At 72.6% G+C, this 23,119-nt stretch carries 22 protein-coding genes; 11 read left to right on the top strand and 11 right to left on the bottom strand.

Annotation, left to right across the window (positions count from 1 at the left end; translation table 11 throughout):
- Positions 1 to 172 precede the first annotated feature (172 nt).
- The 3 genes from KOI47_RS23465 to KOI47_RS23455 are packed head-to-tail and all read left to right on the top strand — an operon-like array spanning position 173 to position 2,817.
- On the top strand, positions 173 to 1,063 hold the full coding sequence (locus KOI47_RS23465) for a polysaccharide pyruvyl transferase family protein (RefSeq protein ID WP_216207399.1): 891 nt from the start codon (positions 173 to 175) through the stop codon (positions 1,061 to 1,063).
- A complete protein-coding gene (locus tag KOI47_RS23460; protein WP_216207397.1) occupies positions 1,060 to 1,920 on the top strand; it encodes a glycosyltransferase in 861 nt (286 codons plus the stop codon). The genes KOI47_RS23465 and KOI47_RS23460 overlap by 4 nt, the downstream gene beginning before the upstream one ends.
- Positions 1,921 to 1,926: 6 nt before the next feature.
- Positions 1,927 to 2,817 (top strand): glycosyltransferase family 2 protein, encoded by an 891-nt coding sequence (locus KOI47_RS23455; RefSeq protein WP_216207394.1) that lies wholly within the window; start codon positions 1,927 to 1,929, stop codon positions 2,815 to 2,817.
- Positions 2,818 to 2,848: 31 nt separating this feature from the next.
- Here the strand turns inward: KOI47_RS23455 and KOI47_RS23450 are convergent, their stop codons facing one another.
- The 4 genes from KOI47_RS23450 to KOI47_RS23435 are packed head-to-tail and all read right to left on the bottom strand — an operon-like array spanning position 2,849 to position 6,174.
- Positions 2,849 to 4,069 carry a glycosyltransferase gene (locus KOI47_RS23450; protein ID WP_216217494.1) on the bottom strand — a complete coding sequence of 407 codons (1,221 nt, stop codon included), beginning with the start codon at positions 4,067 to 4,069 and terminating at the stop codon, positions 2,849 to 2,851.
- Between the two features lie 20 nt (positions 4,070 to 4,089).
- The gene (locus tag KOI47_RS23445) at positions 4,090 to 5,070 is read right to left on the bottom strand and encodes a glycosyltransferase (protein ID WP_232376194.1); all 981 of its coding nucleotides are present in this window, start codon (positions 5,068 to 5,070) and stop codon (positions 4,090 to 4,092) included.
- Positions 5,071 to 5,111: 41 nt separating this feature from the next.
- Positions 5,112 to 5,588: a hypothetical protein gene (locus KOI47_RS23440; RefSeq protein ID WP_216207392.1), complete on the bottom strand. Its 477-nt coding sequence runs from the start codon at positions 5,586 to 5,588 to the stop codon at positions 5,112 to 5,114.
- Positions 5,589 to 5,601: 13 nt separating this feature from the next.
- On the bottom strand, positions 5,602 to 6,174 hold the full coding sequence (locus tag KOI47_RS23435) for a hemerythrin domain-containing protein (RefSeq protein WP_216207389.1): 573 nt from the start codon (positions 6,172 to 6,174) through the stop codon (positions 5,602 to 5,604).
- A 10-nt stretch (positions 6,175 to 6,184) separates the two neighbouring features.
- Here KOI47_RS23435 and KOI47_RS23430 point away from each other — a divergent pair, with 10 nt between their 5' ends.
- Positions 6,185 to 6,541, top strand: a complete 357-nt coding sequence (locus tag KOI47_RS23430; protein WP_216207386.1) for a hypothetical protein — start codon at positions 6,185 to 6,187, stop codon at positions 6,539 to 6,541.
- Positions 6,542 to 6,551: 10 nt separating this feature from the next.
- Here the strand turns inward: KOI47_RS23430 and KOI47_RS23425 are convergent, their stop codons facing one another.
- Positions 6,552 to 7,901 carry an aldehyde dehydrogenase family protein gene (locus KOI47_RS23425; protein WP_216207382.1) on the bottom strand — a complete coding sequence of 450 codons (1,350 nt, stop codon included), beginning with the start codon at positions 7,899 to 7,901 and terminating at the stop codon, positions 6,552 to 6,554.
- A gap of 42 nt (positions 7,902 to 7,943) precedes the next feature.
- On the bottom strand, positions 7,944 to 8,393 hold the full coding sequence (locus KOI47_RS23420) for a DUF4383 domain-containing protein (protein ID WP_232376193.1): 450 nt from the start codon (positions 8,391 to 8,393) through the stop codon (positions 7,944 to 7,946).
- A 71-nt stretch (positions 8,394 to 8,464) separates the two neighbouring features.
- On the opposite strand from KOI47_RS23420, the gene KOI47_RS23415 reads away from it, so the two are divergent.
- Positions 8,465 to 8,932, top strand: a complete 468-nt coding sequence (locus tag KOI47_RS23415) for a hypothetical protein (protein WP_216207376.1) — start codon at positions 8,465 to 8,467, stop codon at positions 8,930 to 8,932.
- A 48-nt stretch (positions 8,933 to 8,980) separates the two neighbouring features.
- Here the strand turns inward: KOI47_RS23415 and KOI47_RS23410 are convergent, their stop codons facing one another.
- The 4 genes from KOI47_RS23410 to KOI47_RS23395 all read right to left on the bottom strand — a co-directional run bounded on the left by KOI47_RS23410 (position 8,981) and on the right by KOI47_RS23395 (position 11,770).
- Positions 8,981 to 9,178 carry a DUF2795 domain-containing protein gene (locus KOI47_RS23410; RefSeq protein WP_216207373.1) on the bottom strand — a complete coding sequence of 66 codons (198 nt, stop codon included), beginning with the start codon at positions 9,176 to 9,178 and terminating at the stop codon, positions 8,981 to 8,983.
- Positions 9,179 to 9,288: 110 nt separating this feature from the next.
- A complete protein-coding gene (locus tag KOI47_RS23405; RefSeq protein WP_216207371.1) occupies positions 9,289 to 10,302 on the bottom strand; it encodes an alpha/beta fold hydrolase in 1,014 nt (337 codons plus the stop codon).
- 114 nt (positions 10,303 to 10,416) lie between these two features.
- On the bottom strand, positions 10,417 to 10,989 hold the full coding sequence (locus tag KOI47_RS23400; protein ID WP_232376192.1) for a hypothetical protein: 573 nt from the start codon (positions 10,987 to 10,989) through the stop codon (positions 10,417 to 10,419).
- 136 nt (positions 10,990 to 11,125) lie between these two features.
- Positions 11,126 to 11,770, bottom strand: a complete 645-nt coding sequence (locus KOI47_RS23395; RefSeq protein WP_216207368.1) for a response regulator — start codon at positions 11,768 to 11,770, stop codon at positions 11,126 to 11,128.
- Positions 11,771 to 11,962: 192 nt separating this feature from the next.
- Between KOI47_RS23395 and KOI47_RS23390 the strand changes: the two genes are divergently transcribed.
- From KOI47_RS23390 to KOI47_RS23365, 6 genes are all read left to right on the top strand, one after another.
- Positions 11,963 to 14,710: an HAD-IC family P-type ATPase gene (locus KOI47_RS23390; protein ID WP_216207364.1), complete on the top strand. Its 2,748-nt coding sequence runs from the start codon at positions 11,963 to 11,965 to the stop codon at positions 14,708 to 14,710.
- A gap of 65 nt (positions 14,711 to 14,775) precedes the next feature.
- Positions 14,776 to 16,344 (top strand): amino acid permease, encoded by a 1,569-nt coding sequence (locus KOI47_RS23385; RefSeq protein WP_216207361.1) that lies wholly within the window; start codon positions 14,776 to 14,778, stop codon positions 16,342 to 16,344.
- Between the two features lie 5 nt (positions 16,345 to 16,349).
- A complete protein-coding gene (locus tag KOI47_RS23380; protein ID WP_216207358.1) occupies positions 16,350 to 17,543 on the top strand; it encodes an arginine deiminase in 1,194 nt (397 codons plus the stop codon).
- A 19-nt stretch (positions 17,544 to 17,562) separates the two neighbouring features.
- Positions 17,563 to 18,507, top strand: coding sequence for an ornithine carbamoyltransferase (argF, locus tag KOI47_RS23375; protein WP_216207355.1), 945 nt, complete (start codon positions 17,563 to 17,565; stop codon positions 18,505 to 18,507).
- On the top strand, positions 18,504 to 19,439 hold the full coding sequence (locus KOI47_RS23370) for a carbamate kinase (RefSeq protein WP_216207350.1): 936 nt from the start codon (positions 18,504 to 18,506) through the stop codon (positions 19,437 to 19,439). Before argF ends, KOI47_RS23370 begins: the two co-directional genes overlap by 4 nt.
- Positions 19,423 to 22,077 carry a bifunctional acetate--CoA ligase family protein/GNAT family N-acetyltransferase gene (locus KOI47_RS23365; protein WP_216207347.1) on the top strand — a complete coding sequence of 885 codons (2,655 nt, stop codon included), beginning with the start codon at positions 19,423 to 19,425 and terminating at the stop codon, positions 22,075 to 22,077. The genes KOI47_RS23370 and KOI47_RS23365 overlap by 17 nt, the downstream gene beginning before the upstream one ends.
- 42 nt (positions 22,078 to 22,119) lie before the next feature.
- Here KOI47_RS23365 and KOI47_RS23360 read toward each other — a convergent pair whose 3' ends face one another.
- Positions 22,120 to 23,079, bottom strand: coding sequence for a quinone oxidoreductase family protein (locus KOI47_RS23360; protein WP_216207346.1), 960 nt, complete (start codon positions 23,077 to 23,079; stop codon positions 22,120 to 22,122).
- Positions 23,080 to 23,119 lie beyond the last annotated feature (40 nt).

The following is a 23,119-nucleotide window of genomic DNA, read 5'->3' as shown; positions in this document are numbered from 1 at the left end:
CCGTGTCGATTCCGCCTGCGGTAACAGCGCTACCCTGCGCAGCGGCGGCTAAACCAGTCCCGGAGAAGTCCCTGGACGCCGCTACCCAGCGCGTCGGCTCGGCCTTCCCAGCCGGCGATCGGAAACGCCCGGTATCCGGTTAGTCCGCGCGTCGCCGTGGTATCCACCGGCCATGCGTGTACTCGTCACCGGCTGGCCGAGCTTCGAGCACGGCGAGGCGACCGCGGGGGATGTGCTCGGGATGACCCGCGTGCATGCCACGCTCACCGGCGCGGGCATCGCGGCCGATCTGGCGTGGAGCCCCGGGTTCCGGCCGGGTGAACCGGGGCTGGCCGGTTTCGACCCGGATCGCTACACCCATCTGGTGTTCGCCTGCGGGCCCGCGCATGGATGGCAGCTGCGGGAACTGCACGAGCGTTACGCCCGCTGCCTGCGCATTGCGGTTGGCGTTTCCGTGCTCGACCAGGAGGATCCGGCGGTTACCGGCTTCCACCGGGTGCTGGCAAGAGACGACGGCGTTCGCGCCCGTGCCGATCTGTCCGTGGCCGCGCCGGTCCGGCCGGTTCCGGTAGCCGGGGTCGTGCTGGCCCCGCGGCAGCCCGAGTTCGCGGACTTGCGCCGGCACGACCAGGTACACACCGCGCTCACCGGCTGGCTGTCCGCGCAGGACTGCGCGTTACTGGAGCTGGACACCCGGTTGTCCGGGCACGAGTGGCGGCGCTGCGCCACCCCGGACCAGTTCGCCGCCGTGCTGTCCCGGGTGGACGTGCTGGCCACCAGCAGGCTGCACGGCCTCGTGTTCGCGCTGGGTCAGGGCGTTCCGGTGCTGGCCGTGGACCCGGTTGCGGGCGGCGGAAAGGTCACGGCCCAGGCCTCCGTGCTCGGCTGGCCAGCCGTGGTCGGCGCAGGGGAAGCCGTCCTGCCAGGGGCGTTCGACCGGCTCTGGCGATGGTGCCTTTCCGCGGAGGGACGCGCGGCGGCGCAGCGGCGGCGCCATGGCCATCCCACCCCGGGGTTGCTGGCCGAGCTGGTACGACGGGTCGGGGACCGGGACGCCGCATGACCCCGTCCCGCGACGCGCGCACCACCGTGGTGATCGCCACCAGGGATCGCGCGGGCGAGCTGGCCCGTACCCTCCGGCGGCTGCTCGCCCTCCGCCCGCGCCCGCCGATCGTCGTGGTGGACAACGCCTCCACCGACGACACCGCCGAGGACGTGCTGGCTACCCGGCCGGACCCGGCGGCGGTCCGGCTGCTCCGGCTGCCGGACAACGCCGGGGCCGCCGCCCGGAACGTGGGCGTCGTCGCGGCGGACACTCCCTACGTGGCGTTCAGCGATGATGACTCCTGGTGGGCGCCGGGTGCGTTGCCGCGTGCCGCGGACGCGCTGGACCGTCATCCGCGGATCGGGCTGGTCGCCGCTCGCACGCTGGTCGGGCCGGGGGAGCGGCCGGACCCGGTGGATGAACTGCTGGCCGGCAGCCCGCTGGGCACCGAACCCGGCCTGCCAGGGCCCTCGGTGCTGGGTTTCCTCGCCTGCTCGGCAGTGGTGCGCCGGAGCGCCTTCGACGAGGTGGGCGGGTTCAGCCCGCTGCTGCACTTCGGTGCCGAGGAGACCCTGCTCGCCTACGACCTCGCCGCGGCGGGGTGGGTGTCGTGCTACCTCGCCGAGGTGCGGGCACACCACCATCCGGCGGCCAGGCGGATGGCACCGGCGCGCCGCGCGCGGCTGGAACGCCGCAACCACGCGCTGATCTCCTGGCTGCGGCGCCCGCCCGCGTATTGCGTCCGGAGCGCGGCAGGACTGCTGCGGGACCCGGTGGCGGCCGCGGGGGCGTTGCGCAGGCTGCCCCGTGCGCTGGCCGGGCGGTCCCCGCTGCCGTCCGATGTGGAACGAAAGGTACGCGTGCTGGAAGGGTGAGTGCCGGTGGACCGGGCGACGGTGGTGATGATCACGCACAATCGCGTGCGGGAGGTGCTGCGCACCCTGCGGGAGATGACGCGGCAACCGGACGGCGCACCGATCATCCTGGTGGACAACGGTTCCGGCGACGGCACCGCGGACACCGTCGCGCGCCGGTACCCGGAGGTCGAGCTGATCCGCAGCGAGCGCAACCTCGGTGCGGTGGCGCGTAACCTCGCGGTGCGCAGGGTGCGGACCCGGTACGTCGCCTTCTGTGATGACGACACCACCTGGCAGCCCGGTTCCCTTGCCAGGGCGGCGGATCTGCTCGACGCGCATCCCGGGCTCGGCGCGGTGACCGGACGCTGCCTTGTCGAACCCGGCCTCGCCGAGGACCCGCTCACCCCGGAGCTGCGGCACTCCCCGGTGCCCCGGCCCGCCTGGCTGCCCGGTCCCGCCCTGCTCGGGGTGCTGGCCGGGCTCAGCATGTTCCGCGTCACCGCCTTCCGTGCGGTGGGCGGGTTCTCCCCGCGGTTGTGGCTGGGCGGCGAGGAGGAACTGCTTTCCCTCGACCTCGCCGCGCGGGGCTGGTGGATGTGCTGGGCCGAGGACGTCGTGATCCACCACGCGCCGTCGAAGCAGCGGGATTCCCGCCACCGCAGGACACTCGGCATCCGGAACACCTTGTGGACCCTCTGGTTGCGCCGCCCGCTGCGCAGCGCGGCCCGCCGCACCCGCGCGGTGCTGGCCGGCGCCCCCGCCGACCGGGCCACCTGCTCCGCCGTGCTGGCAGCGTTGCGCGGGCTGCCATGGGTACTGCGGGAACGCCGGGTCGTACCCCGAAGGGTGGAGGAGGGCCTGGTGTTACTGGAGGACGCGCAGCGCCGCTCCACGGCCCGTCGCTATGTCGACTGACCCCTGCTCCCGGTAAACACGATGTGGGCGGTTACTCGGCCGCCTTGCGTGTCGCGCCCGCCGGTTCCGGGGTGGGCACGGCGCGGCGGTAGAGGCGCAACGTGTCGTAGGCGATGCGGTCCCAGGAGTAGCGGGCCTGCGCGCGGTCACGGCCTGCGATTCCGTAGCCGTCGGCCGTGACCGGGTTGCGCAGCAGGTGCCGGATCGCCTCGGCCAGCGCGTCCGGCTGGCGCGGCGGCACCAGCGTTCCGGTGACACCGTCCACAACGGTGTCGGGCAGGCCGCCCACCGCGGCCGCCACGACCGGCACGCCGCAGGCCATCGCCTCCAGTGGCACGATGCCGAACGGCTCGTACCACGGGGTGCAGGCCACGACGTCGGCCGAACGCAGCAGCGCCGGCATATCGGCGCGCCGCACCTGACCGGGCAGCAGCACCCGGTCGCCGACGCCGAGCCGTTCGGCGAGCGCGCGCAGCCGCCGCGCCTCGCCGTCCCGCGCGAGGCGGCCACCCTGCGGGCCGCCCGCGATCACCAGTTCGGTCTGCGGCAGCTTGCGCAGTGCCTCGATGGCGAGGTCAAAACCCTTACGCGGCACCAGCCTGCCGACCGTGACCACCCGGTGCCTTGCACCCTTGGCCGCCCGTGGCCCATCCGGAGCGAAACGGGACAGGTCCACCCCGCAGGGCACCACGCCGATGCGGGCCCGTGGGACGCCCATCCGGGCGATCTCGAACACCTCGTCGGTGCAGGTCGCGGCCACCCGGGCGGCGCGCCTGCCGATCAGCCGCTCCAGTTTCACCCGCTCCGGCGGGCTGGTGTCGGCCGCTCCCTGATGACGTTGCTTCACCACGCCGAGCGCGTGGAAGGTCTGCACCACCGGAACGTCGAGTTCCCTCGCGGCCAGGGTCGCCGCCAGCCCGGACATCCAGAAATGCGCATGCGCCAGGTCCGGCCGCTCCCGCGTCCACCGGGCACGAAGGAAGTCGGCGAACTCGCCCATATACGGCAGCAGTTCGTCCTTGGGTATCCGCTCCGGCGGCCCGGCCGGAACGTGCACCACCCGGTACCCGTCCGCGCAGCTGACCTCCTCAGGAAGGCCCGGATCGTCCCGTCTGGTGTAGACGGTGACCTGGTGTCCTCGCGCGCTCAGCGCAGCGGAAAGCTCGGCGACGTGGAGGTTCTGCCCGCCTGCGTCCACCTCGCCGAGTGCGGCGAGCGGGCTGGCGTGCTCGGAGACCATCGAGATTCGCATCGGTTCCCTCCCTGCGACCGTCATCGCGTCACCTCCGCGAGGAGGTCGTCCCAGCCGCGCAGGAAGTCCACCAGCCCGTGGTGGGCAAGCGCGAACTCCCGTGCGGCCTTGCCTGCCCGTGCGGCGGCCTCGGGCTCGTGCATCAGGTGGCGCGTCGCCGAGGCCAGCGCCGCCACGTCGGTGCCGACCGCGCCCGCCTCGGGCGGCACCGTCACCGCCTCGGTGGCCGCCACCGCGACCACCGGCATGCCCAGTTGCATCGCCTCCAGCAAGGACAGGCCGAGCGAGGTCCAGCGGGCAGTGTGCAGGTACACCCTGCGGCGGGCCACCTCGTGGTGCAGCTCGGCCTGTCCCAGGTCGGCGACCCCGTGGACGCGCCCACGAGCCGCGGGCATCCGGGAGGCCAGGTCGCCGACGCCGATTCCGTACACGTCCACCGGCGCCGCCTCGGCGAACACCGGCAACAGGTCGGCACCGGTGACCCGCCACCGGCGCACCGGCTCGTTGATCATGCAGGCGGCCCGGGGGAGCTCACCGGTGTACCGCGCCCCGGGGTCCGGGATGCCGTGCGGGATCACCCTGGTCGGGCACCGGCCGTTGTCCCACATCAGCTCGTTGAAATGCGTCACGTGCACCAGCGGGATGTCCGCGCGCTCGGCCAGCGGATGCCGGGTGGTGGCCGCGTGCGCGCGCGGGGTGTTGTGCTCGACGTACACGGCAGGCACATCCCGCCCGGGTTCCCGGCCGAGCCACCGCTGGGTGAGCTCCAGCTCCTCAGGGCGTTGCAGCAGAACCACGTCCACCTCGGTATCGGTGAGGCGATCCGCGGGGACCTCCCGCGCCCGGTCCGGCCACGGCCGCCCGGCGCGTCCCCTGCCCCACGGTCCGCCCTCCTCGGTCCGGGGGAGCAGATACTCGTGGCGGCCATGGACGAACGCGTTCATCCAGGACCCGTGCACATGCCAGGCCAGTATCCGCAGCGCTCGGTTGCTGTCGCCCATACCGGTGTAGTTGCCGTTTCGCGCCGTGGTAAACCTCGGGCTCAGTCGCCCGCGGCGGCCGCGTTCGCGCGCAGCCAGCGGGCGAGCAGTTGCGGCTCGGCGACGGTCACCGTGAGTGCCGGGTGACGCAGCAGTCCGAACGGGTCGAGTCCGCGTACCGGTTGCCGAAAGTGGACGCATACCCCCATGGCCGTATTGGTGCCGAAGGTCAGCCCGCGGTCCGCGAGGGACAGCCGGGCGCCCAGCACCCGCCACGCGGCGTACGGCCCGGTGACCCGGGCGTCCAGGATGTTGCTCAATGGGGTGTGCACTGTGCACGGGCCGAACCGGACGGTGAGACCCTTCGCGTCCACCCACACCCCATGCCGTTCCTGGTGCGGGCGGAACCGCCCGAGCAGCCCGGCCAGCCGGGCGTCGAGCCGGAACGGGAAGTGCAGTTCTCGTGCGAGCAGGCCGGGGTCGGGCTGCCGTCGCGCCCCGCTCGGCCCGGCCCGCTCGCGGTCGAGGTGGCGGGTCATGGCTGCCCGCGGCTCAGGTGTTCGCGCTGCGGCCGCTGAGCCCGTCCCGGATCTTGTCGATCAGCCCGGCACCCGGGTCGAGAATCCGGTTCATCGGCGGAGTGTCCGGTGCGGACGGATGTGGACGGGTGGGTGCGATCTCCTTGGCGCGCAAGACCTCCTCGCCGAGTTCCCGCAGTTCCTGCTCGGAACAGGCGGCTTGCAGCTTGGGCAGCAGGTCGTTCTCCTCATCCTCCACGTGGTGGCGGATATCGCTCATCAACTGGCCCAGCAGCTGGTCGAATCGGGGATCGGTGGGCTGGACGTCCTCCAGTTCCTTCATGGTCCGCTCCGCCTCGCTGTGCTCGGCGATCTCGTGCTCGGCGATTTCCTCCCCGTTCGGCAGGTGCTTGCGTGCGGCCGGGTATAGGTACTGCTCCTCGGCCACCGAGTGCCGGACCAGCTCGGCGATGACGTGATCGGCGAGGTCGCGGCGGTGCTGCGGACTGCCGGACCTGCTCTCCAGCTCGGTGAAGACCCTCTCCACCGCGCGATGGTCCTCGGTGATGACCGAGATCAGGTCCCGATTCTGCTGCTGTGTGGTCATGTTCCGCTCCATGGTGGCCGTTGCGGTCAGTGGGACTCTTGCCGTGCCGACCGAGTACCCCGGCCGTACGGAGGGAAACCCGCCACCGGTTCCGGATATCCGCCGGACCGGTCCGGCGGAGTACGGCGAGGGGACACCGGGTACTCCGGAGAAGGAGGTGACCGTGATGGCGAGGATCCGGCGGAGTCCGTGGATCGTGGCCGCCGGGGCGGGCCTGCTTGCCGGGGCCGCGCTGGTGGTGGTGGGCGCCGGGCACGGCAGACCGGTGCTGGTATGGATGGGAGCCACGCTGGCGCTGCTGCTGTTCGCGGCATGCCGACCTGCCGCAGAGGACCGCCGCCGCTGCTGGCGCAGGGGGCGACGGTGAGCGTCCGGGGTCAGCTTCCCGGGTGTCCGATGTGGACGACCTTGGTGGTGCTCAGCTCGTCCAGCAGCTCCGGCCCGAAACCGAAACCGTGTCCGCTGTCGCCGCGTGGCTCGGCTGCGCCGCCCGGTGCCCCACCGAACACCGCGTTGATCTTGACGGTGCCGACCGGCAACGCGCGCCAGGCGCGCTGGGCATGTTCCATCGACGCGGTGAGCACGGTGGCCGCCAGGCCGTAACGGTCCCGCGCGGCCTCGGCCAGCCCCTGGTCGAATCCCTCGATGACCCGCACCGGGGCGACCGGGCCGAAGGTCTCCTCCGCCAGCACGCGCATCTGTGGTTCACAGCCGGTGAGCACGGTGGCGGGGTAGTGCGCGCCTGCACCGGAAGGGACGGTGCCGCCCGCGCGCAGCCGTGCCCCGAGCCGCACGGCCTCGGCGACCTGTTCGTGCACCTGGTCCCGGTGGGTCACGTCCACCAGCGGTGGCAGGTCCCGCCGGGTGGCCTCGCTCGCCAGCGCGTCCAGGAACGGCTCCGAGATCCGGCGGTGCACGTAGATCCGCTCCACCGCGGTGCAGATCTGGCCGCAGTTGGCGAACGCGCCCGCGGCCGCCTGCTCGGCGGCCCATTGCGGATCCACGTCCCCGTCCACCACCAGTGGGTCGTTGCCCCCGTTCTCCAGCAGGGTTTTCGCCCCGGTCCTGGCCGCGGACTCCGCGATCGACCGGCCGGTCGCGGTGCTGCCGACATGCGCGATGACGTCCACATCCGGATCTGCGGCCAGCGTGGCGCCCACCGTGGAGTCTCCGTCGAGATGCTGTAGCACCCCGTCCGGATGGGTGCCCGCGATGATGTTGCCGAGCAGCGCGCCGGTACGCGGGCAACGCTCGCTGGGCTTGTGGATCACCGTGTTCCCGGCGACCAGCGCCGCCCCGATCAGCCCGCAGGCCACGGCCACCGGATCGTTCCACGGGGTCAGCACGACCACCACGCCCCTGGGCTCGGGCACCATGAGATCGGTGGCGGAGAACGCGCCCCGCAGGCTACGCCCTCGGTGCACCGGCCCCAGCTCGGCGTACTGCTCCAGCGTTGCGGCACCGGCCAGTACACCATCCAGCGCCTCGCCGCGTGGGCGGCCGGTCTCGGCCTCGTTCCGCTCGGCCAGCGAGGCCGCCTCGTCCCGCAGCGCCCGCGCCGCACGGCGCAGGGCCTCCCCGCGCTCGTCCGCGTCCACCCTGGCCCAGCGCGGTTGCCGTTCGTGGGCGAACCGGACCGCGGACTCGACCTCCTCGGCCGTGGCTACCGGCACGGTGTCGATCAGGCTACCGTCGTTCGGGCTGTGCAGGTCGATACTGAAGGTCATACCCGGATGGTTTCCACTCGGCGCGGAACTAAACTCCGGTCGCTAGTCGCGCCGCGGGTAGTCGCCCCGCGCCCGCTCGACGGCGGTGCCCGCGAAGCCGAGGACGATCATGCCGAGGCCCAGCCCGAGATGCAGCCAGTCGTCGGCGTTGTTCACCGGGATCACGTTGGCCGGGCTGTCCACCCCGACGCCGGCGCCGTACACCGCCAGCAGCACGTACGCCCCGCCGCCGACCACGAGGAACAGCCGGGCCAGCGCGGTGCTCCAGAATGCGGCCACCCCGGCCACGCCGAACACCAGGTGGAGGACGTTGTGCAGAACCGAGACGCGGAACAGCCCGAACAGCAGGGCACCGGAGTCCGGTCCGGCCAGGGCAAGCTCCTCGTAGCGGGTGGTGCTGCCGGGCAGGAAACCCAGCACGCCCACGGCAAGGAAGGCCACGCCGACGAGCAGGGCGAACACCCGTATCGGCCGGGTGCGGAAAACGCTCATGCGCAAAGGCATACCCACGTCCGGTAGGGGGAACACCCCGGCGAGGCAGATTTCGGCGGGAGGAGCCAAGAATGACCCGTTCGGTACTACGCGGCCTGCTGGCCGGGGCGGCCGGAACCACTGCGCTGAACGCGGTGACGTACCTGGACATGGCGGTGCGCGGCCGGCCGGGCAGCACCACCCCGGAACAGACGGTGCAGCGCATGGAGGAGCTGGCCGGTGCCTCGCGGCGCTCCGGGGGAGACGAACAGGCCGCCGGAAACCGCCGCTCGGGTGCCGGTGCGCTGCTCGGTATCGCCAGCGGCTTGGCCGCAGGCGTGCTGTACGGCGTCGTGCGGACCCGGGCCCCGCGCGCCCCGGCGGGGCTGCTCGCGCTTGGGGTCGGGATGGCGGCCAACGCGGGCACGGTGCTTCCGATGACCGCGCTCGGGGTGACCGATCCGCGGCAGTGGCCCGCGAGTTCCTGGGCCATGGACCTGGTGCCGCACCTGGCCTACGGGGTCGCGACCTCCGCGGCCTACGAGCTGTTCCGGCGCTGAGCCGAAGGTGCGGCCGGGCAGCCCGGCCCCACCTTCGGCTCAGCACGGTCAGCTGTGCCGGGCCACCTCCGCGCTGACGGCGTTCGGACCGTCGTACTCGCGGTCGGCGATCGAACGCAACGACTCCAGTTCGGTCTCACCGGCGCCCTGCTGCTGGGCATGCCGCACCAGCTGGTCCCTGCTCGCGGGATAGTCCACTCCGGACAGGAACTTTTGTACCTCGATCGCTTCCGGCTGGTTGGCCATGATCTCTCCTCCACGTCGACGGGTCGCGCCGGCAGGCGCTCACCGGCGAGTACCCGGGTGGGGCGGCTTGACGCCTCTCTGGGGCGGGCAGGTTCGCCCGAGCCGGTGGGTCAGCGGGCCAGCAGGTCCTTCAGCGCGTTGTCGATGAAGGCGGTGTCGGTGGCGTTGGCACCCCCGCCCGCGAAGTGTCCCCAGATCCCCGGGATCACCCGCAGCTCCGCGTCCGGGATGAACGCGCAGGCCCACTCCTCGTCCTCCGGAGGGAAGTAGAGATCCTTCTCGGCAGGCAGCACCATCGCCTTCGCGGTGATCGAGCGCAGCGCCCTTTCGGTGTCGCCTGCGAAACCCGGTGTCTTACCGATATCGGCGTTGTGCCAGGTCCACAGCATGGTGAGCAGGTTGTTGGCGTCCCGGTCGTCGAGGAAGAACCCCTCCCAAAAGCCCACCGCGAAGTCCTCGAGCGAGCTGAAGCCGAGCTCCCGGTAGGTCTGGTGCCAGTAGAACGCCTGGGAGAAACCCCACCCGGCGTACACCCGCGCCGCCGCGCGCAGCCCCTTGGTCGGCTGCGTGTCGTACCAGCCGCCCTGCCAGGCGTCGTCGGCGGTGAGCGCGGCCCGGACGCTGTCCAGGAAGACCTTGTTGTGTTCACTGGTGACCGTGGAGCCGCAGAACGGCGCGATCCGTTCAACCATGTCCGGGTAGGCAACGGCCCACTGGTAGGTCTGGCCCGCGCCCATCGACCAACCGGTGACCAGCGGCAGCCGTTCGATGTCGAAGTGCTCGGTCACCAGCCGGTGCTGGGCCCGGACGTTGTCGTACATGGTGACGTTCGGGAAGCGGGCCCGGTCCCATGGCGGCGCGGTGTTGCTGGGCGAGCTGGACAGCCCGTTGCCGAACATGTTCGGCACGATGATGAAGTACTTTTCCGGGTCGAGCGCCATACCGGGGCCGATCAGCCACTCGTTCTCCCAGTGCCGCCCGGAGTACCAGGTGGGATACACGATCGCGTTGTCCCGGTTGGCGTTGAGGGTGCCATAGGTTTGATAGGCGAGCTTGGCGTCGCGCAGGGTGAGTCCGCCCTGCAGGGTGAAGTCGCCGAGGTCGAAAACGTGGTGGTCGCGCAAGGCTCGATGTCCTTCCCGGCGTGCTGGATGGCTGGTGGCGGGGAGGGTACCCCGCCACCAGCCCGCTGTCTTGATCGTCAGTGTCCGGTTCCGGGCGCCGCGGCCCGGACCGGTTCAGCGCAGCCAGGGCCGGTGCTGGGTGAGCTGTTCCCAGCGGTGGCCGAGGCCCCAGGTGTGCCCGGCGCTGATGGCGGCCAGCAGGATGAGCACGAGGGCGTAGATGACGTGGTACTCGATGAGCGGGTTGGTGGAGCGGGTGGGCTCGCCGGCTTCGGTGATGCGGTCCAGGGGCCATTCGGCGACCCACATCAGCAGCATCATGAGCGTGCCGGTGATGGCGGCCAGGCGCAGGCCGATGCCGACCAGCAGGGCCGCCCCGATGCCGAGCAGGCCGGCCATGAACAGCCAGTCCGCCCACCAGGCGCCAGCCCAGGAGCGCAGGGTCCCGGCGAACGGCCCGACCTCGACGCCGCTGAGAAATCCCCTGGTGGGGGATCCACCGTTGATCCAGGCATTACCGGAGCCGGTGGCGTAGCCAAGGCCGAAGGTCTTGTCGGCGAAGGCCCAGAGGAACAGCAGTCCCATCGCGATCCGGGTGAGAGCAGCGACTCTGCTCACGATGAGGCCGTGCTCGGTGCCGGAACGGTGAGCCTGCTCGGTGTGGCTCGCTCCGTCTCGAATGGACATGGGGTCCTCCCTTGATTCGGTGACGCAGCCGAGGTTGCTGTGTCCCGCCCGGCCGTGTCCGGAGTCCGAGGTCCCGGGTTCCGGGGTCCTTGGTCGTCACCGGGAGGAGCCGCTTGCCACCGTCCGGCCCGGCCGGTCAGTCGGACCGGTCGCGGTGCTGCAGCTTGGTGGCCAGTACGGCGGCCTGGGTGCGGCGTTCCAGGCCGAGTTTGGTGAGCAGGCGGGATACGTAGTTCTTCACCGTCTTCTCGGCCAGGTACATGCGTTCGGCGATCTGCCGGTTGGTCAGCCCCTCGCCGATGAGTTCCAGGAGGGTCTGCTCGCGTTCGGTGAGTCCGGTGGTCGGCCCGGCGTGCTGGGTCTCGGTGCGCAGCTTGCTCATCAGGGTGGCGGCGGCCCGGTTGTCCAGCAGCGACTTCCCGCTGCCGACATCGCGGATGGCGTCGATGAGCTGGAGGCCCTGGATGTCCTTGAGCACGTAGCCAGCGGCTCCGGCGAGGATGGCGTCGAGCATGGCCTGCTCGTCGGTGTAGGAGGTGAGGATGAGGCAGTTGAGCTCGGGCAGCCGGGAACGCAGCTCGCGGCAGAGCTCGACGCCGTTGCCATCGCCGAGGCGGACGTCGAGCACCGCGACATCCGGTCGCAGCGCGGGGATCCTGGCCAGGGCCTGGCTGACCGTAGTGGCCTCGCCCGCGACGTGCAGATCGGGCTCGGCCTGCACCAGGTCGGCGATGCCGCGGCGGACGACCTCGTGGTCGTCGACCAGGAACACGGTGATCATCGGGGTACCGCCTTCTTCGGTAGCTGGGGCTCGCTACCCACTGTAGGCCGACGCCAGGGTGTTTCGGCCCGGCGAAGGTCCCCTGTGTGGGGACCAAGGTCACCTGTCCCCGTTACCAGGGATGTCCGGCCACTGTTGCGGGGACGTTGTGCCCTACGGCCCGGCCCTGCCGCGGCGGTTGGCTGGGGCACCATGACGACCGACACCCGGCCCGCCGTGGGCACCGACGGCCCGCTGCGCTCGCGTGCCCACCGGCTCACCGTGCCCGAGGTCGAGCGCGAGCTGGGTACCGACTCCGCGTGCGGGCTGACCGGCGAGGAGGCCGAGCGCAGGCTGGCCGCGCACGGGCCGAACACCCTGCCTGCCGAGACCGATGGCGGGCCACTGCGCAGGCTGCTGCGGCAGTTCCACGATCCCCTGGTGTACGTGCTGCTGGCCTCCGTGGCGGTGACGCTGGCACTGGGGCAGCTGGTCGATGCCGGGGTGATCCTCGGGGTGGTGCTGCTCAACGCCGCCATCGGCTACGTGCAGGAGGCGCGGGCGCGGCAGGCCATCGAGGCACTGGCCGGGATGGTGGCCACGGAGGCCACCGTGCTCAGGGAGGGTGTCACCCGCAGGGTCGCCGCGGCCGGGCTGGTGCCAGGGGATGTCGTGCTGGTCAAGGCCGGCGACAAGGTGCCCGCCGACCTGCGGCTCGTCCGGTCCTCCTCGCTTGAGATCGACGAGTCCGCGGTCACCGGGGAATCGGTTCCCTCCGGCAAGGCCGAGCAGGTCCTGCCGGCGGACACGGTGCTGGCCGACCGGACGAACATGGCCCATTCGGGCACGATCGTGACAAGGGGGAGCGGTACCGCGCTGGTCGCGGGCACCGGGGCGGACACGGAACTGGGCCTGATCGGCAGGCTGGCCAGCGCGGCGGGTGGCACGGCGACGCCGCTGACCCGCAAGCTCGCCGGGTTCAGCCGCAAGCTCGCCGTGGCCATCGTGGCGCTGGCCGCGCTGACGATGCTGGTGGGCCTGCTGCGCGGCGGCGCGTTCGGGGACACCTTCGTCGCGGCGGTGGCACTGGCCGTCGGCGCGATCCCCGAGGGTCTGCCTGCCGCGGTGACGATCGTGCTGGCCATCGGGGTCACCCGGATGTCCCGGCGGCACGCGATCGTACGGCGGCTGCCCGCCGTGGAGACGCTGGGCGGTACCACGGTGATCTGCACCGACAAGACCGGCACGCTGACGGCCAACGAGATGACCGTGACCACGGTGCTGACCGCCGAGGACAGCTACCCGGTCACCGGCTCCGGCTACGCCCCGGACGGCGAGCTGCGCGGTGACCCCGGATCGGACCGGGCGCTGGCCGGGTGCCTGCTGGCCGGTGCCCTGTGCAACGACGCCACGCTGCGGCACACCGGGGACGGCTGGCAGGTCGTCGGCGACCCGACCGAGGGCGCCCTGCTCGTCGTGGCGGCCAAGGCGGGGATCGACCCCCGGCAGGGCCCGCGGCGAGTGCACACGCTGCCCTTCGAATCCGAGCGTAAGTGGATGGCCACGTTGCACCAGGACGACACGGGTGCGCTCACCGGCTATGTCAAGGGCGCCCCGGAACGGGTGCTCGCGCTGTGCGCGGACCGGTGGGACCGCACCGGAACGCGGCGCGAGCTGGACCGGGATGCCATTCACGCCACCATCGCCGAGCAGGCCGCGCGGGGGCTGCGGGTGCTGGCGCTTGCCCGGTTCACCCCACCCACCGGGACCGGCACCGTGCGCGCGGAGGACCTGCCCGGCCGGCTGACCTTCCTCGGGCTGCAGGTCATGCACGACCCGCCCCGGCCGGAGGCGGTGGCCGCGGTGGCGGCCTGCCGGCGGGCCGGGGTGGAGGTCAAGATGATCACCGGGGACCACGGCGCGACCGCCGAGGCCATCGGGCACGCCTTCGGCCTGCCCCGGCGCACGGTCGGCGGCGCGGAGATCGAGGTCACCCCGGACGAGGAGCTGGCGGACACCACGATCTTCGCCAGGGTGTCGCCGGAGCAGAAGCTGCGCCTGGTCCGGCTGCTGCAGCGGCGCGGCCAGGTGGTGGCGATGACCGGCGACGGGGTGAACGACGCGCCCGCCCTGCGCCAGGCCGATATCGGGATCGCGATGGGCAAGGCGGGAACGGAGGCCGCGAAGGAGGCGGCCGACATGGTGCTCACCGACGACAACTTCGCCGCCATCGAGGCGGCCGTCGAGGAGGGCCGCGGGGTTTTCGACAACCTGCGCAAGTTCCTGACCTGGACCCTGCCAACCAACATCGCCGAGGGCCTTGTCATCCTGGTGGCGATCATGGCGGGAACCGCACTGCCGATCCTGCCGGTACAGATTCTCTGGATCAACATGACCACGGCGGTGTTCCTCGGCCTCACCCTGGCCTTCCAGCCCAAGGAACCCGGCATCATGGACCGGCCACCGCGCTCCCCGCAGCGGCCACTGCTCACCGGCGATCTCGTCCGGCGCATCCTGCTGGTCTCGGCCGTACTGGTGGGCGGCGCGTTCGCGGTGTTCCAGGCGCAGCTCGCAGCCGGCCTGCCGGTTGCCGAGGCCCGCACCGCGGCGATGAACGTGTTCATCGTGGTCGAGGCCGTGTACCTGCTCAGCTGCCGGTCCCTGGACCGGTTCCGCGCGCACGGCCGCAACCCCTGGCTGTACGGCGGTATCGCGCTCATGCTGGTCCTGCAGGCACTGATCACCTACGTGCCGGTGCTGAACACGCTGTTCCACACCGCCCCGCTGCCCTCAGGGATGTGGCTGCTGGCGCTGGGCATCGGCCTGGTCGCCTTCCTGGTGGTCGAGCTGGACAAGGTGCTGTGGCGCCTGCTCCGCCGCCGGTACCGCGGGACCGATGGGACGTTCGTCCCCGCCACGAAGGGCGAATTCCCGCATCAGCGAGTGGATCACCCTTCCTAACTTTGCCTGGACGGCGACCAAGTCGGGAATCGCCCGCGACGCCGAACCGACCGGGAGGTCGTGGCATGAACGAACAGGAGAGCGCTCGCGCCGCGCGGGAGGCCCGGCGCGGCGCCGCCGGTCGTGGTTCGGGTGACCTGGCCGAACGAGGGATCCGCCGGTTCCTCATGGCGCAGCGGTACCCCGGACCCGCGGAGGCACCCGCCCCGGCCGGGCCGGAGCCCGCCGGGACGCCGGATCCCGCGGCAGGTGGCCAGACGGGGCAGGCGGTCGGCCTTCGCCGCGGGCGCGGCCTCGGGCTGTGGGCGGCCACCGCGCTGGTGGTGGGCAACATGATCGGATCCGGGGTGTTCCTGCTGCCGAGTTCGCTGGCCTCCTTCGGCGCGGTGAGCCTCCTCGGCTGGTTGTTCACCTCCGTGGGCGCGGTGCTGCTGGCACTGGTGTTCGCCCGGCTGGGCAGGCGCTATCCGGACGTGGGCGGCCCCTACGCCTACACGCGCAGGGCCTTCGGCGACTTCCTCGGTTTCCAGACCGCGTGGGGCTACTGGATCGCGATCTGGGCAGGCAACGCGGCGATCGCGGTGGCCTTCGTCGGATACCTCGCACATTTCTTCCCGGTGCTGGCAGGCAACCGGCTGGCGGCGATGCTGGTGGCACTGGCCGCGGTCTGGGGCGTCACCGCGGTGAACGCGCTCGGCGTCCGGCAGGGCGGGATCGTGCAGGTCGTCACGACGGTGCTCAAGCTGGTTCCGTTGCTGGCGGTTGCGCTGATCGTGCCGTTCTTCGCCGAGCCCGCGAACTTCGTGCCGTTCAACGCCAGCGAGCAGAGCGGGTTCGGCGCGGTGACGGCCGCGGCGGCGCTGACCTTGTGGGCGTTCATCGGGATCGAGTCGGCCACCGTGCCCGCCGGTGACGTGCGGGAGCCGCGGCGCACCATTCCGCGGGCGACGCTGATCGGCACCGTGCTCACCGCCGTGGTGTACGTGCTGGGCACGATCGCCGTGCTGGGTGTGGTGCCGCGGGGCGTGCTGACCGAGTCGACGGCGCCGTTCGCGGACGCGGCCGGGTCGGTGTTCGGGGGCTGGGCCGGGTACGCGGTGGCCGCGGGCGCGGTGGTCGCGGCGTTCGGCGCGTTGAACGGCTGGGTCCTGCTGCAGGGCCAGGTGCCGCTGGCCGCGGCAAGGGACGGCCTGTTCCCGAAGGCCTTCGCACGCACCAGCCGCACCGGGACGCCGGTGTTCGGCCTGGTCGTGTCCAGCGTGCTGGTCAGCGTGCTGATGGCGATGAACTACACCGCGACCCTGGTGGAGCAGTTCACCTTCGTGATCCTGCTGGCGACCCTGACCACGCTGGTGCCCTACGCCTATTCGGCGATGGCACAGCTGATGCTGCTGCTGACCGATCGCGAGCGGGTCACGCCGCGCAGGCTGGCCGGGCACGGCCTGGTGGCGGTGCTGGCCTTCGCCTACTCGGTGTGGGCCATCGCGGGGGCGGGCTACGAGGTGATGGCCAAGGGACTGCTGCTCCTGCTCGCCGGGATGCCGGTCTACGTGTGGCTGGTCCACCGCGGGCGCCGCGCTGACCGGGCTCCCGCCCCGGCAGGCACCGATGGCGCGACCACAGGGACGGCGTGATCGCGATGTCCGGTGTGTACAGCGAGGTGGGCAGGCTGCGCGCGGTGCTGCTGCACCGTCCCGACCTGGAGCTGCTGCGGCTCACCCCCTCGAACAAGGACGATCTGCTGTTCGACGAGGTGCTGTGGGTGCGGCGGGCGCGTCAGGAGCACGACGTGTTCGCCGACACCCTGCGCGAGCGTGGCGTGACGGTGTACCTCCTCGGCGAGTTGCTCGCCGAGACGCTCAAGGACGAGCAGGCCCGGTTCTGGGTCCTCGACCGCGCGGTGCCGCACGCGGCTCCGGCGCTGCGCGAGGCGCTCGCGGGGATGGACGCGGTCTCCCTGGCCAGGACCCTGATCGGTGGGATCACCCGCAGTGAGCTGGGTGCCACGGCCACCGGGGGCCTGCGCCTGGCGAGCGCGGCGGCCGAGGACTTCTTGTTGCGGCCGCTGCCGAACCACCTGTTCACCCGCGACCCTTCCTGCCGCGTTTTCGACGGCATCACGGTCAACCCGATGGCGAAACCGGCCCGGCGCAGGGAAACCGTGCACCTGGACGCGGTGTACCGGTTCCACCCGATGTTCGCTGGAGCCAGCATGCCCCGCTGGGTCGGCCCGGAGGACGAACCATCCACTTTGGAGGGTGGGGACGTGCACGTGCTCGCGCCGGGGGTCGTGCTGGCCGGGATGAGCGAGCGCACCAGCCCGGAGGCGATCGAACTGCTGGCGCACCGCCTGTTCGCCGCGGGCAGCGCGCGGGCGGTGCTCGCGGTGGCACTGCCGCGTGCCCGCACCTTCATGCACCTGGACACCGTGCTGACCATGGTGGACACCGACGCGTTCACCATGTACCCGGGGCTGGCGGGCCTGCGGTCGTTCACCCTCCGGCCGAGCCGGGCCGGGCTGCCCCCGCGGCCCGTCGTCGAGGAGAACGCAGGCCTGTTCCCGGCCATCGCCGCCGAGCTGGGCCTGGCGCGGGTGCGGGTGCTGCAGGCCGAGCAGGATGTGCGCGCCGCCGAGCGCGAGCAGTGGGACGACGGCAACAACGTGCTCGCCCTCGCCCCTGGCGTGGTCGTCGCCTACGAGCGCAACGTCACCACCAACACGATGCTGCGCCGCAACGGCATCGAGGTCGTCACCATCCCCGGCGGCGAGCTGGGCCGCGGCCGCGGCGGACCCCGCTGCATGAGCTGCCCACTGGACCGCGACCCCAGCTGACCAAAGGAAAGGGACACCGATGAAAGACCTGCTCACCACCGCCGACCTGAGCACGGCCGACGCCGGAGAGGTGCTGCGGCTGGCCGATGGTTACGCGGCCGAACCCGACCAGCAGCCCACGCTGCTGCACAACCGGCTCGTAGCCCTGCACTTCACCAAGCCGTCCACCCGCACCAGGGTCTCCACCGAGGCCGCCGTGCTGCGCCTCGGCGGTTCGCCGACCATGCTCACCGCTACCGACCTCCAGCTCGGGCGCGGCGAGACGATCGAGGACACCGCCAGGGTGCTCTCCGGCTATGTCGCCGCCATCGTCGTGCGCACGAGCTCGGATGCCGAGCTGGCGCGGTTCGCCCGCGCCGCGACAGTACCGGTGGTGAACGCCCTCACCGACGGGCATCACCCCTTGCAGAGCCTGACCGACCTGCTTACCCTGCGGCAGGTGTTCGGTGACCTCGACGGCCGCCGGATCGCCTACGTCGGAGCGGGCAACAACGTTGCGACCAGCCTCGCCCAGGCGGCCGCGCTCTGCGGCGTGGATATCACCCTGGCGACCCCGGCCGCCTACGCACCCGATCCGGCCGCGATCGTCGTCGCCGAGCGGATCGCGGGCGCGACCGGCGCCACCGTGCGGTGCACCGAGGATCCGTACGCGGCCGTGCGCGGCGCCAGCGCGGTCTACACCGATGTGTGGCTGTCCATGGGCGACCCCGCCGAGCAGACGGCGACCCGCCGCGCGGCGCTGGCCCCGTACCGGGTGGACACGGCGATGCTGGACCACGCCGCGCCGGAGGCGGTGTTCCTGCACTGCCTTCCCGCGCACCGCGGCCAGGAGGTCACCGCGGAGGTGATCGACGGTCCCCGGTCGAGGGTGTTCCGCCAGGCCGCCAACCGGCTGCCGGTCGCCCAGGCGGTGCTGACCGCGCTGCTGTGCGGCAAGCTGCACGGCCAGCGGAGGGACCGGTGAGCAGGCTCGTCATCGGGCTCGGCGGGAACGCACTGCTGCGCCGGGGTCAGCGTGCCGACGCCGCGGTGCAGCAGGCCAACCTGGCCGACGCCGCGGGTGCGCTGGCCGAACTGGCGGCGGTGCACGAGGTCGTGCTCGTGCACGGCAACGGTCCGCAGGTCGGCATGCTCGCGCTGGAGAGCGGCGCCGATACCGCCCTGGACCGGCCGTACCCGCTGGACGCGCTCGTTGCCGAGACCCAGGGCATGATCGGCTACTGGCTGGCGGCCGCACTGGACGCCCGGCTACCAGGGCGGGAGGTGGCGGCCGTGCTGACCCGCACGCTCGTGGACGCCGCGGACCCGGCCTTCGCCCGGCCCACCAAGTTCATCGGTCCCGGTTACGAGCGGGCCGAGGCCCGCGCGCTCGCCGCCGCGCACGACTGGTCCCTGCGCCGGGACGGCCACAGCTGGCGGCGGGTGGTCCCCTCGCCGGAGCCGCGCGGCATCGCCGAGCTCGCCACGATCCGCACGTTGCTGGAGGCAGGGAACGTGGTCATCGCCGCAGGGGGCGGTGGGGTGCCGGTCGCCGTGGACGCCGCGGGACACCGCAGGGGAGTGGAAGCCGTGGTGGACAAGGATCTCGCCGCGGCGTTGCTGGCCGACCGGCTCGCGGCGGATTTCCTGCTGCTGCTCACCGACGTGCCTGCGGTGTACCGGGATTTCGGCACCCCGGCCGCGCGGCCGGTCGCCGCGGCGACCCCGGCCGAGCTCGCGTTGCTCGGCCTCCCGGACGGGTCGATGGGGCCGAAGGTCGAGGCCTGCCGCCGTTTTCTGGCCGCGCCGGGCCGCGGCGCCGCCATCGGCGCGTTGCCCGAGGCGGTCGCCGTCCTCGCCGGAACCACGGGCACCACGGTGCTGCCCGAAGGAGGAGATCATGCCCACTGCGCCTGACCAGGGCAGGCACTCCCTGCTCACGGATGGCCGGGTCGTACTGGTCCGCCCGTTGGCGGCGGCGGACGCCCCGGAGGTGCTGCGCCTGCACCAGCGGCTGGACGAGCGCGACAGCTACTTCCGGTTCTTCGGGCCGCTACCGAGGCAGTTGCCCGAACTGGCCAGCCGGATCGCCACCGCGGCCGGGTCCCGGCACGCCTCGGCCGGGGCGTTCCTCGCAGGCAGGCTGATCGGCGTGGCCGGCTACGAGGGCACGACCGACCCCGGCGCCTGCGAGCTCGCGCTCGTCGTCGAGGGCGCGGCGCAGGCGGGCGGGGTCGGCACGCTGCTGCTGGAGCACCTGGTGTCGGTGGCGCGGGAGCACGGCGTCCGCCGCCTCGAGGCCGCGGTCCTCGCCGAGAACACCGGGATCATCCGCGTACTGCGGGACCTCGGGCTGCCGCTCCTGCTGACCGGGTCCGGACCGGAACGCTCGGTGGAGCTGGACCTGACCATCGGGGACGGATACCGGGAGGCCATGGCCGCACGGGAACGGGTCGCGACCACAGCCAGCCTGCGCCGGGTGCTCGCGCCGCGGTCGGTCGCCGTCATCGGCGCCGCCCGCCGGCCCGGTGCGGTGGGCCACGCGGTCCTGCGCAACCTGCTCGACGCCGGGTTCACCGGACAGCTGTCCCCGGTCAACCCGCATGCCGAGCGGGTGCTCGGGCTGCCCTGTGTGGCCACCGTCGGCGCGGTGCGGCCGGTACCCGAGCTCGCCGTGGTCTGCCTGCCCGCGCCCGCCGTGCCGGACGCGGTCGAGCAGTGCGGCCTGGCCGGGGTCGCGGCCGTGGTCGTGGTCTCGGCCGGGCTGACCGTTGCCGACGGCAGGCGGGTGCGCGAGTCGGCGCGCCGCCACGGCATGCGCCTGGTCGGGCCGAACTGCATCGGCGTGGCCAACACCGATCCCGGCGTGCGGCTGAACGCGACCTTCCTGCGCACCGCGCCACCGGGCGGGGACATCGGGGTGGTGACCCAGTCCGGCGGGGTCGCCATCGCGCTGGCCTGCCAGCTCGGCTCGGCCGGGCTCGGCGTGTCCACCCTGGTCTCCACCGGGGACAAGTACGACCTCAGCGGCAACGACCTGCTGCTGTGGTGGCAACGCGACCCGCGGACCGCGGCAGCCGTCCTCTACCTGGAGTCCTTCGGCAACCCGCGCAAGTTCTCCCGGTTCGCCCGCGAGTTCGCCCGGCACAAGCCGCTGCTCGCGGTCCGCGCGGGCAGTACCCCGGTGGCGCAACGAGCCGCGGCCTCGCATACGGCCGCCGCGGCGACCCCGGCGGTGACCAGGGACGCCCTGTTCGAACAGGCCGGGGTGCTTGCGGTGGACTCGGTGAGCGAACTGCTCGCCGTGCTCGCCGCCGCGCGCTGGCAGCCGCTGCCGCGGGGCAACCGGGTCGCCGTGCTCAGCAACGCGGGCGGTACCGGGGTGCTCGCGGCCGACGCCTGCGCCCGGCACGGGCTGGTGCTGCCCGAACTCGGGGCGGAAACCGTGGCCCGGCTGCGCTCCTTGCTGCCCGCGCAGGCCAGCGCGGGCAACCCGGTGGACACCAGCGCGGGGGCCGGCCCGGCAGCGTTCGCCGCGGCAGCGCGGGTACTGGCCGAGGACGAGGCGGTGGACGTGGTGCTCGCCGCCACGCTGCCGACCGCACTCGGGGATCCCGGCGCCGAGCTCGCGAGCATCGCCGGGCTCGGCAAACCGGTGCTCGCGGTCCGTCCCGCGCAGCCGGAGCACCTCGTGGCGGTGCGGGACGCGGATGGCGCACCCGTCACGGCGGGTTATGCGGACCCGGAGCAGGCCGCCGCGGCGATCGGCGCGCTGGCCCGCTACGCCGACTGGCGGGGGTTACAGGAGCTGCCCCGGCCCGAGTTTCCCGATCTCGATCTCACCGGGGCGCGACGGCTCGTCGAGGGCGCGCTGGCCTGCCTGCCAGCAGGAGGATGGCTGGAGCCGCCCGCGGTGACCGAACTGCTCCGTTGTTTCGGGATACCCGTGGTGCCCACGGCGTTCGCCGCCGATGAGGATTCGGCTCTCGCCGTCCGGGAGCGGTTCGGCGGGCCGGTGGCGGTGAAGGCGGTGGCCGAAGGGGTGCTGCACAAGAGCAAGGCGGGCGGGGTCGTGCTGGATGTCGCCGACGCGGCGGAGCTGCGGGCGGCATGGAAGGGCCTGGTGGACCGGTTCGGCCCGGCCCTGCGGGGCGTGGTCGTTCAGCCCATGGCCCCGCGCGGCCGGGAACTGCTCGCCGGGATCAGCGCCGATGACGTGTTCGGCCCGCTCCTGGTGTTCGGCCTCGGCGGGGTGGACACCGATCTGGTCGCCGACCGGGCGGCCCGGCTGGCGCCGTTGACCGCGGGGGAGGCCGACCGGCTGCTGCGCGGGCTGCGCTGTTCGGCCGCGCTGCACGCCGAGGGGGTGCTGACCAAGGCACTGCGCGAGGTGCTGCTGCGGGTGGGCACGCTGGCCGAGCTGGTTCCCGAGGTGGCCGAACTCGACCTCAACCCGCTGGTCGCCACCCCGGACGGGGTGGTCGCCCTGGACGCGCGGGTCCGGGTGCACCGGCCGGAGGTCACCGACCCGTACCTGCGCTACCTGCGGGCCTAGGTGTACTGATCTGCAGGGGTAGGACCGCACCGGGGGCGTGGGTCAGAGGACGATGACGGTGCGCTCGCCGGGTGCATCCTGGTGGGCCCAGGCCGCCTCGACCTGGTCGAGCGGGAACGGGTACGGGCGCACGGCCATGCCGCCTGCGGCGATCGCGGCGACGAGCTCGGTGAACTCCCGCCGCATGACCTGCATGTCCACCGAGCCGAAGCCGCTGCCAAGAACACGGAACGCGTTGGAGCGCAGGGCGTGCCCGGACAGGGTGATCGCGTCCCCGCCCATGCCGCCGATCTGCACCCAGTCGAGCAGGCGGGTGTGCTGGGTACGTGCCCCGAGGACGGCACGCATGGCGAGCTCGGTTGGCGGCCCCCACACGTAGTCCAGGACCACGTCGACGTTCGCGGCGGCCTCGGCGAGCGCGGCCGCGGTGGCGTCCTGGTCGGGAGTGAGCCGAACGATGTCATCCGCGCCCTCGGCCGTGAGTTCGCCGAGGCGGGAGCGATTCCGTCCGGCGGCGATCACTCGCCCGGCACCGAGGTGCCTGGCGACCTTGACAGCCATCGATCCGGCGTTGCCGGTCGCGCCGTGCACCAGGACCGACTGCCCTGCCTGGAAAGGCACCCGGGTGCGCAGCGCGCCCCATGAGGACAGGGCGGGATTCATGGTCGCGGCCAGGACCGCGGGATCGGTTCCGTCCGGGACCGGGATGGCGACGGCCGGATCGATGACGATGCGCTCGGCCAGGGCACCGGCACCCATCACCATCACGTAGGCGAGGCTGCCGTCCGCCCTGCGGACGACGGCGTCGGCGCCGGCAAGGGCGGGCAACGTCTTGGGACTCGTGTAGTGCTTGCCCGCGGCGATGCCCCTGGTGGCGGGGTGCACGCCGACGGCGAGGACGTCCACCTCCTCCTGGCCGGGGGCGGCCGTGGGCGCGGGAATGGACCGGAAGTGCGGCGGCTCGTCGAAGGACTCCAGCAACGCGGCGTTGATCATGGACATGTGTGCATCCCTTGCGTGGTGCGTGACTAGGCGGCGGGGA

The organism is Amycolatopsis aidingensis (assembly GCF_018885265.1).
GTDB lineage: Bacteria > Actinomycetota > Actinomycetes > Mycobacteriales > Pseudonocardiaceae > Amycolatopsis > Amycolatopsis aidingensis.
This window is presented reverse-complemented; position numbering and strand designations above follow the sequence as displayed.

Bases quoted from the DNA above. Each gene is read 5' to 3' on its own strand.
- KOI47_RS23365 (WP_216207347.1), top strand. From the start codon at position 19,423: ATGCCCACTGCGCCTGACCAGGGCAGGCACTCCCTGCTCACGGATGGC.
- KOI47_RS23450 (WP_216217494.1), bottom strand. From the start codon at position 4,069: ATGCGAATCTCGATGGTCTCCGAGCACGCCAGCCCGCTCGCCGCACTC.
- KOI47_RS23410 (WP_216207373.1), bottom strand. From the start codon at position 9,178: ATGGCCAACCAGCCGGAAGCGATCGAGGTACAAAAGTTCCTGTCCGGA.
- KOI47_RS23390 (WP_216207364.1), top strand. From the start codon at position 11,963: ATGACGACCGACACCCGGCCCGCCGTGGGCACCGACGGCCCGCTGCGC.
- KOI47_RS23460 (WP_216207397.1), top strand. From the start codon at position 1,060: ATGACCCCGTCCCGCGACGCGCGCACCACCGTGGTGATCGCCACCAGG.
- KOI47_RS23430 (WP_216207386.1), top strand. From the start codon at position 6,185: ATGGTGGCCGTTGCGGTCAGTGGGACTCTTGCCGTGCCGACCGAGTAC.
- KOI47_RS23445 (WP_232376194.1), bottom strand. From the start codon at position 5,070: ATGGGCGACAGCAACCGAGCGCTGCGGATACTGGCCTGGCATGTGCAC.
- KOI47_RS23440 (WP_216207392.1), bottom strand. From the start codon at position 5,588: ATGACCCGCCACCTCGACCGCGAGCGGGCCGGGCCGAGCGGGGCGCGA.
- KOI47_RS23425 (WP_216207382.1), bottom strand. From the start codon at position 7,901: ATGACCTTCAGTATCGACCTGCACAGCCCGAACGACGGTAGCCTGATC.
- KOI47_RS23415 (WP_216207376.1), top strand. From the start codon at position 8,465: ATGACCCGTTCGGTACTACGCGGCCTGCTGGCCGGGGCGGCCGGAACC.
- KOI47_RS23360 (WP_216207346.1), bottom strand. From the start codon at position 23,079: ATGTCCATGATCAACGCCGCGTTGCTGGAGTCCTTCGACGAGCCGCCG.
- KOI47_RS23465 (WP_216207399.1), top strand. From the start codon at position 173: ATGCGTGTACTCGTCACCGGCTGGCCGAGCTTCGAGCACGGCGAGGCG.
- argF (WP_216207355.1), top strand. From the start codon at position 17,563: ATGAAAGACCTGCTCACCACCGCCGACCTGAGCACGGCCGACGCCGGA.
- KOI47_RS23420 (WP_232376193.1), bottom strand. From the start codon at position 8,393: ATGAGCGTTTTCCGCACCCGGCCGATACGGGTGTTCGCCCTGCTCGTC.
- KOI47_RS23385 (WP_216207361.1), top strand. From the start codon at position 14,776: ATGAACGAACAGGAGAGCGCTCGCGCCGCGCGGGAGGCCCGGCGCGGC.
- KOI47_RS23380 (WP_216207358.1), top strand. From the start codon at position 16,350: ATGTCCGGTGTGTACAGCGAGGTGGGCAGGCTGCGCGCGGTGCTGCTG.
- KOI47_RS23400 (WP_232376192.1), bottom strand. From the start codon at position 10,989: ATGTCCATTCGAGACGGAGCGAGCCACACCGAGCAGGCTCACCGTTCC.
- KOI47_RS23395 (WP_216207368.1), bottom strand. From the start codon at position 11,770: ATGATCACCGTGTTCCTGGTCGACGACCACGAGGTCGTCCGCCGCGGC.
- KOI47_RS23435 (WP_216207389.1), bottom strand. From the start codon at position 6,174: ATGACCACACAGCAGCAGAATCGGGACCTGATCTCGGTCATCACCGAG.